Here is an 8,828-nt window from a genome sequence, read left to right on the forward strand (position 1 = left end):
AGACTTACAAATGAAAGTAATGGTGATCGGTGGTGGCGGCAGAGAGCACGCTATCATCAAAAAAATCAAAGAAAATCCTGAAGTAACAGCACTGTATGCACTGCCCGGTAACGGCGGTATCGCAAAAGATGCAACTTGTGTAGATATCGGCGCAAAGGATATCGAAGGCGTTGTGGCTTTCGCAAAGGAAAATGCCATCGACTTCGCAGTAGTAGCCCCCGATGATCCTCTGGTGCTGGGTATGGTAGACGCCCTGAATGAAGCAGGCATCCCTTGCTTCGGCCCCGATAAAAAGGCTGCTATTCTGGAAGGCAGCAAGGTTTTCTCCAAAGACCTGATGAAAAAATACGGTATCCCTACAGCGGCTTATGAAGTATTTGACGATATGGAAAAAGCGCTGGCATATCTGGAAACAGCACCTATCCCCACAGTCATTAAGGCCGATGGTCTGGCACTGGGCAAAGGTGTTATCATTGCGGAAACAAAAGAACAGGCACAGGATGCGGTTCGTTCCATGATGGCAGATAAAGTATTCGGTGCTTCCGGTGACCATATCGTCATCGAAGAATTCATGACAGGCCCCGAAGTTTCTGTTCTGTCCTTTACAGACGGTAAAGTGATCGTTCCCATGATTTCCGCGATGGACCATAAGAGAGCAAAAGACGGCGACAAGGGTCTGAATACAGGTGGTATGGGTACCATTGCTCCCAACCCCTTCTATACAGAAGCAGTGGCGCAGGAATGTATGGAAAAAATCTTCGTTCCTACCATGGAAGCTATGAAAGCAGAAGGCCGTACATTCAAAGGCTGTATCTTCTTCGGCTTGATGATCACACCAAACGGCCCTAAAGTAATTGAATATAACTGCCGTTTCGGTGACCCCGAAACACAGGTAGTTCTGCCTCTGCTGGAAAGCGATCTCTTGACTATCATGCAGGCAGTTGCAGAAGAAAGACTGGCAGAAGTAGAAGTAAAATTCAGTGATAAGGCTGCATGCTGTGTCATCATGGCATCCGCAGGCTATCCTGAAAGCTATGAAAAAGGCTTTGAAATCACACTGCCCACAGATGACAGCCTCATCTTCGTTGCAGGTGCAAAGGAAGCAGACGGCAAACTGCTGACAAACGGCGGCCGTGTGCTGGGCGTGACAGAAATTGCGGATACATTGCCCGAAGCCGTTGCAAAAGCTTATGAATCTGTGAAAACAGTGAAATTTGACAACGCATTCTATAGAAACGATATCGGTAAAAAAGCCCTTGCGGCGGAGGTATAATAAGTATGGTTTATAGAATTTATGTAGAAAAAAAAGCAGGCCTGGCAGCAGAAGCTGACGGCCTGAGAAGCAAAATCAATAACCTGCTGGGCATCAAAGGTCTGACAGGTCTGCGCCTTCTGAACAGATATGACGCAGAAGGTCTGGATAAAGAACTGTTCGACTATTGCACAAACACAGTATTTTCCGAACCCCAGCTGGATGACCTCTTGACAGAACTGCCCACAGACGGCGCAGTGACATTTGCAGTGGAATTCCTGCCTGGTCAGTTTGACCAGAGAGCAGCTTCCGCAGCAGAATGTATCCAGATCATTTCCAAACAGGACAGACCTCTGGTAAGATCTGCAAAGGTATACGTTCTGTACGGCGAACTGACAGATGCGGATGTAGTGGAAATCAAAAAATTCCTGATCAACCCCGTAGAATCCAGAGAAGCAACACTGGATACTTTCGAAACACTGGACGTACAGTATGAAATCCCTACAGAAGTAGCAACACTGGAAGGCTTCATCAAACTGGACGAAGCAGGTCTGGATAAATTCGTAAAAGATATGGGTCTGGCTATGGATCTGGATGACATCAAAGTATGTCAGGCTTACTTCCTGAGCGAAGACAGAGATCCTACCATCACAGAAATCAAGATGATCGATACTTACTGGTCCGATCATTGCCGTCATACAACATTCAACACAACCATCGACAGCGTAAAATTCGAGGATGAACTGCTGCAGAGCGCATATAACGAATACATCGCAGCAAGAGAATCCATCGGCAGAACAAAACCCATCAACCTGATGGATATTGGTACCATCGCTGCAAAACTGCTGAAAAAAGAAGGCAAACTGGATGGTCTGGATGAATCCGAAGAAATCAACGCTTGTACCGTAAAAATCGACGTTGACGTGGAAGGCGAAACACAGAAATGGCTGCTGCTGTTCAAAAATGAAACACACAACCATCCCACAGAAATCGAACCTTTCGGCGGCGCAGCAACATGTATCGGCGGTGCCATCCGTGACCCTCTGAGCGGTCGCTCCTATGTTTACGCAGCAATGCGCGTAACAGGTGCAGCTGACCCTCTGAAACCTGTATCTGAAACAATGAAAGGCAAACTGCCTCAGAGAACCATCGTACAGACTGCAGCAGCAGGCTACAGCTCCTACGGTAACCAGATCGGTCTGGCAACAGGTCAGGTAGATGAAATCTACCACGACGGTTATGTAGCAAAAAGAATGGAAGTTGGTGCGGTAATCGCAGCGGCTCCCGCGGAAAATGTACGCAGAGAACGTCCCGAAGACGGCGATATCATCATCCTGCTGGGCGGCAAAACAGGCCGTGACGGCTGCGGCGGTGCAACAGGCTCCTCCAAATCCCATACAATGGAATCTCTGGAAAGCTGCGGCGCAGAAGTTCAGAAGGGTAACGCGCCCGAAGAAAGAAAACTGCAGAGACTGTTCAGAAACGCAGAAGCATCCAAACTGATCAAACGTTGTAACGACTTTGGTGCAGGCGGTGTTTCCGTTGCTATCGGCGAACTGGCAGATGGTCTGGAAATCGATCTGAACGCAGTACCTAAAAAATATGACGGTCTGGACGGCACAGAACTGGCAATTTCTGAATCTCAGGAAAGAATGGCAGTTGTAGTTGCTGCAGCAGACGTGGAAAGATTCAAAGAACTGGCATTCATGGAAAACCTGGAAGCAACCGTTGTTGCAAGGGTAACAGAAGAACCTACACTGAAAATGACATGGAACGGCAAACAGATCGTTCACCTGTCCAGAGCGTTCCTGGATTCCAACGGTGCGGAAAAACACATCGATGTTGCTCCTGCTGCCCCTGAAACATTCGCAAAAGAAATCCCCGCTGATTTCAAAGCAGGCTACATGGAACTGGCTCAGGATCTGAATATCTGCTCCAAGAGAGGTCTGTCCGAACGTTTCGACTCCACCATCGGTGCCGGCACTGTTCTGATGCCTTTCGGCGGCAAAAACCAGAAAACACCCATCCAGGCCATGGTAAATAAAGTATCCGTAGAAAAGAAAGATACCACAACATGTTCCCTGATGGCATGGGGCTACAACCCCTTTATCGCAGAAAAGAGCCCTTACCACAGTGCATATCTGGCAGTGGTAGAATCCGTTGCAAAACTGATCGCTACCGGTGCAGACTTCAAAGAAGTTTACCTGTCCTTCCAGGAATACTTCGAAAAACTGGGTAAAGATGCAAAACGCTGGGGTAAACCTCTGGCAGCTCTGCTGGGTGCATTCATGGCACAGAAAGGTCTGGAAATCGCTGCCATCGGCGGTAAGGACTCCATGTCCGGTTCCTTCGAAGATATCGATGTACCTCCTACACTGATTTCCTTCGCAGTAACAACAGACAGCATCAACAACATCGTTTCTCCCGAATTCAAGGCTGCAGGTCATAAAGTGGTTCTGATGAAACCCGAATATGATGCAGAAGGTCTGCCTACTACAGACAGCCTGAAAGCACTGTTCGATCAGGTAACAGCTCTGATGAGAAGCGGTAAGGTTGCAGCTGCTTACACACCTACACTGGGCGGCGTTGCAGAAGCAATCCTGAAAATGACAATGGGTAACGATATCGGCTTTACCTACGCTGACGGCGTAAGAAAAGAAGACATCTTCGGCTATAACTACGGTGCATTCGTTCTGGAACTGACAGAAGACGCAGAAGCTGGCATCGTTCTGGGTACAAGAGGCGGCGACGCCATCGTTTATGGTGCAGACAGCATCGCGCTGGCAGATATTTTCGCAGCATATGAAAATAAACTGGAAGAAATCTACCCTATGAACACAGCTGCTGCAGAAGAAAAGGCAGAAATCCCTGCATTCACAACAAAAGCAGAAGGTATCACATACAAGGCGAAAGCATCCGTTGCAAAACCTCGTGTACTGATCCCTGTATTCCCCGGCACAAACTGCGAATTCGACTCCGCAAAAGCAGTAGAAAGAGCACGTGCTGAAGCAAACATCTTTTTTATCAACAACCTGTCCGCAGCGACAATTGCTGATTCCATCGAACGTTTCGCAAAAGAAATGAAACAGTCTCAGACAATCTTCATTCCCGGTGGTTTCTCCGGTGGTGACGAACCCGATGGTTCTGCAAAATTCATCACAGCATTCTTCCGTAACCCTGAAATCAAGGAAGAAGTTGCAAAACACCTGAATGAAAGAGACGGTCTGATGATCGGTATCTGTAACGGTTTCCAGGCGCTGATCAAACTGGGGCTGGTTCCTTTCGGCGAAATCATCGATACAGATGAAACATGTCCTACACTGTCTTACAACACAATCAGCAGACATCAGTCCAAGATCGTTCGTGTCAGACTGGCAACTGAAAAATCTCCTTGGCTGACAAATGTAAGTGCAGGCGATATCTTCAATGTACCTATCTCCCACGGGGAAGGCCGTATCCTGATGGATGACAAGATGGTACAGGATCTGGCAGCAAAAGGTCAGATTCTGACACAGTATGTAGACGGAAACGGTCTGCCTACAAACGACATCCAGTTCAACCCTAACGGCTCCACACATGCCATCGAAGGTCTGATCTCTCCTGATGGTCGTGTACTGGGTAAAATGGGTCATGCAGAACGTATCGGCGATGGTCTGTACCAGAACGTTGCAGGCAACTACGATATGAAACTGTTCAAATCCATGGTTGAGTACTACAAATAAGAAACCTTATAAAAGGAGTGGCTAAGCCACTCCTTTTTTTATTGCGAAGAAGGAGAATTGATGGTACGATAAATAAATAGTGAAAAACGTAAGTACTTGCTGAAATACAGGAGGAAATAAATATGATTCGTTTTGAATGTGACTATGCGGAAGGCATGCATCCCAGAATTCTGGACAGACTGATGGAAACAAATATGGAACAGACTGCAGGCTACGGTGTTGATCCCCACTGTGACAGAGCGAGAGCGATGATCAAAGAAGCTATCGGCAGAGAAGATGCAGATGTGCATTTTCTGGTGGGCGGCACACAGGCAAATATGACGGTTATCGCATCCATCCTGCGTCCTCATCAGGGGGTATTCTGTGCAGAAAGCGGTCATCTGAATGTGCATGAAACAGGTGCTATTGAAGCAACAGGCCATAAGGTCATCATTCTGCCTACCACGCAGGATGGCAAACTGACAGCGGAAGCGATCCAGAATGGTTATGATGCTCACTGGAACGATGAAACGCACGAACATATCGTACAGCCCGGTATGGTTTATATTTCTCAGTCCACAGAAGACGGTACTACATACACAAAAGCAGAACTGGAAGCGATCAGTGCAACTTGTCGTAAATGTGGTTTGCCTCTGTTTATTGACGGCGCAAGACTGGGCTATGCGCTGGCTGCAGAGGGCTGTGATTATACACTGAATGATATTGCAAATCTGGCAGATGTATTTTATATCGGCGGTACAAAAGTAGGCGCGATGATGGGGGAGGCCGTTGTGATCGTAAACCCCGCGCTGAAAAGAGATTTCCGTTATCTGATTAAACAGCGCGGCGGTATGTTGGCAAAGGGCAGACTGCTGGGGATCCAGTTCGAAACATTGTTCGAAGACGGCCTGTATTTCGAAGTGGCAGAACATGCCGTTGGTCTGGCAATGAAGATCAGACGTGCTTTCGAAGCAAAGGGCATCGAAATGCTGTTTGACTCCAAGACAAACCAGCAGTTCCCCATCCTGCCGAATGAAATGATGGATAAACTGGCTGAAAAATATGCCTTCTCCTTCTGGTGCAAAGTAGGGGAAACACATTCTGCAGTTCGTTTCTGCACAAGCTGGGCTACACAGGAAGAAAATGTAAAGGAACTGATTTCCGATATCGAAAAGATGTGATATGAATGCATGATTTCTGGTTTTTCATGTTGTTGATGGTACTTCTTGTGCCAGTGACCATGATGGTGTTTGGATGTGTGTTTTATTATAAACCACCGAAAAAAATCAATAGTATATATGGATATCGAACAAAGCGTTCCATGAAAAACAGCCAGACTTGGGAGGTTGCCCATAAATATTGTGGATGGCTCTGGATGCGGTTTGGTTCAGTGATAGCGCCTGTTTCTCTTACATGTATGTATGTGTTAAGGGGAAAAGATATTGATACCATCGGTATCTGGGGCGGTATCCTTGTGATGATGCAGTGTTTGGTTCTGGTATTGACCATTCCTCTGACAGAACGAGCCATTCGTAAAAACTTCGATGAATATGGCATGAAAAAAGAACAATAAAAATAACCCCGACTGGTTTCAGTCGGGGTTTTGTTGTATTTGTTATTTATTTGCGTCGCAGACGACTAGGGTTCTCAGGGGATTATCCCCTGAGCAGGGGCCTCGGGGACAGAGTCCCAGAGTTAAGCTTCCAGATGTTCTGTATCGTCTACTTCCAGTGCTTCTACCAACTTCACTTCAGGGTTCTTCTGCATGAAGTTGTTCAGTGTGTACTGGTTCGCAAAGAGCAGGATGGGTCTTTCAAAATGATCGTAAACCAGTGTGCTTCTGGGTACAACGTAATCCTTAACATCCTTGGGAGAACCAGGTGCAACCCATCTTGCTACCTGATATTCCAGAGGTTCCATACGGATTTCGGAGTTGTATTCGTTTTCCAGTCTGTACTGGAATACTTCAAACTGCAGCTGACCTACAGCACCCAGAATCACATCGTTGAATTCGTTGTGGTATACCTGGATCGCACCTTCCTGTGCCAGCTGCTGTACGCCTTTCTGGAACTGTTTCGCTTTCAGAGAGTTCACAGGACGTACACGGCAGAACAGTTCGGGAGGGAAGGTAGGCAGAGGTTCAAAGAACAGTTTTTCTTTTCTGTCTGTCAGTGTGTCACCGATCTGGAAGTTACCGCTGTCGTAAATACCGATGATATCACCTGCAATGGCTGTTTCTACCGTTTCACGGTCATTGGCCATCAGCTGTGTGGACTGGCTCAGTTTCATTGTTTTGCCTGTTCTGGACAGGGTTACGCTCATGCCTCTTTCAAATGTACCGGAGCAGACACGGAAGAATGCCAGTCTGTCGCGGTGCGCGGGGTTCATGTTTGCCTGGATTTTGAAAATGAAGCCGCTGAAGAAATCATCTGTAGGCGCTACTTCGCCTGTTGTTGTTTTTCTGACACCGGGAGCAGGGGACCATTCCAGGAAATGATGCAGGAAGGGAGTGATACCGAAGTCTGCCAGAGCGGAGCCGAAGAATACAGGGGACAGTTCGCCTGCTTTGATGGCATCCAGATCAAATGCATTGCCGGCACCATCCAGAAGTTCCATTTCATCACGCAGGATGTCCAGATTTGCCTGAGAGATCACGCCTTCCAGTGCATCACCGAATACGCCGTTTGCACCCAGTTCCACGACACCGTTTTTCTGTTTATAAAGATATACTTTGTTTTCCAGTCTGTCATAGATGCCTTCGAAGGTCAGACCGTTGCCGATGGGCCATGTCACTGCTGTAGAGGGCAGGCCCAGCGCATCTTCCAGATCGGCCATGCATTCCAGAGGATCTTTGGACTGACGGTCCAGTTTGTTGATGAATGTGAAGATGGGGATCTGTCTCATGGAACAAACCTTGAACAGTTTTACTGTCTGTGTTTCCACACCTTTCGCTGCGTCGATTACCATGACCGCACTGTCTACGGATGTCAGGATACGGTAAGTATCTTCGCCGAAGTCGTTATGACCGGGAGTATCCATGATGGAAACGACCTTGTCATCATATTCAAACTGCATAACGGAGGAAGTAACGGAAATACCTCTCTGTTTTTCGATTTCCATCCAGTCGGATTTTGCAAATTTGTTTTTGCCTCTTGCTTTTACTGTACCGGCTTCGCGGATGGCACCGCCGTGCAGCAGCAGTTTTTCTGTCAGTGTTGTTTTACCCGCGTCGGGGTGGGAGATGATACCGAAAATACGACGTTTCTGAATTGCCTGAGAATTGTTGCTCATACCATTTTTCCTTTCTGATCGATTTTTATTTCAATGTAAAATTAGTTACGTACACAATATTTCTATTTTACCCGAAAATATGGAAAAATGGAATATAAAGATACAAAAAAAGTGGGGCAGAAGTAAAATTTTTTGTTTCTTCCGAAAACACATTGACTCTAAAATGTCTTTGGACTAAAATAATACTGTTAGGTTTACTAATGCATTTCAATTTAATTGGAGGTAATGACAATGAAATTTACAAACACAGATAAAGCACCCGCAGCAGTAGGTCCCTACTCTCAGGCAGTAGCAGTAAACGGCTTCCTGTTTACATCCGGCCAGATCGCTCTGGATCCCGCAACAGGTAACATCGTTGGCGAAGGCGACGTTGTAGCTCAGGCTGAACAGGTTATGAAGAACCTGTCCGCAGTTCTGGAAGCAAACGGTCTGACATTCACAGACGCAATCAAAACAACATGCTTCCTGGCTGATATGGGTGATTTCGCTGTATTCAACGAAGTTTACGGCAAATACTTCACATCCAAACCCGCACGTTCCTGCGTAGCAGTAAAAACACTGCCTAAAAACGTTCTGTGCGAAGT

The 8,828-nt window shown here is 46.9% G+C and carries 6 protein-coding genes; 5 read left to right on the plus strand and 1 reads right to left on the minus strand.

The features are described from left to right. The first annotated feature begins 10 nt into the window (after positions 1-10). The 4 genes from purD (at position 11) to ACJMLT_RS02705 (ending at position 6,526) form a co-directional block, all read left to right on the plus strand. The gene (purD, locus tag ACJMLT_RS02690; RefSeq protein ID WP_405726202.1) at positions 11-1,273 is read left to right on the plus strand and encodes a phosphoribosylamine--glycine ligase; all 1,263 of its coding nucleotides are present in this window, start codon (positions 11-13) and stop codon (positions 1,271-1,273) included. Continuing rightward, positions 1,273-4,974: a phosphoribosylformylglycinamidine synthase gene (locus ACJMLT_RS02695; RefSeq protein WP_405726217.1), complete on the plus strand. Its 3,702-nt coding sequence runs from the start codon at positions 1,273-1,275 to the stop codon at positions 4,972-4,974. Before purD ends, ACJMLT_RS02695 begins: the two co-directional genes overlap by 1 nt. Positions 4,975-5,096: 122 nt before the next feature. Continuing rightward, positions 5,097-6,134, plus strand: a complete 1,038-nt coding sequence (locus ACJMLT_RS02700; protein ID WP_405726205.1) for a threonine aldolase family protein — start codon at positions 5,097-5,099, stop codon at positions 6,132-6,134. Between the two features lie 62 nt (positions 6,135-6,196). Next, the gene (locus ACJMLT_RS02705) at positions 6,197-6,526 is read left to right on the plus strand and encodes an SdpI family protein (protein ID WP_405726220.1); all 330 of its coding nucleotides are present in this window, start codon (positions 6,197-6,199) and stop codon (positions 6,524-6,526) included. 122 nt (positions 6,527-6,648) lie between these two features. Here ACJMLT_RS02705 and ACJMLT_RS02710 read toward each other — a convergent pair whose 3' ends face one another. Beyond that, positions 6,649-8,244: a peptide chain release factor 3 gene (locus tag ACJMLT_RS02710; RefSeq protein ID WP_405726208.1), complete on the minus strand. Its 1,596-nt coding sequence runs from the start codon at positions 8,242-8,244 to the stop codon at positions 6,649-6,651. 231 nt (positions 8,245-8,475) lie between these two features. On the opposite strand from ACJMLT_RS02710, the gene ACJMLT_RS02715 reads away from it, so the two are divergent. Beyond that, positions 8,476-8,828: RidA family protein (locus ACJMLT_RS02715; RefSeq protein ID WP_405726211.1), on the plus strand; the 353-nt coding region annotated here is incomplete at its 3' end.

The sequence above is a fragment of the Anaerotignum sp. genome, from assembly GCF_045122575.1.
GTDB lineage: Bacteria > Bacillota > Clostridia > Lachnospirales > Anaerotignaceae > Anaerotignum_A.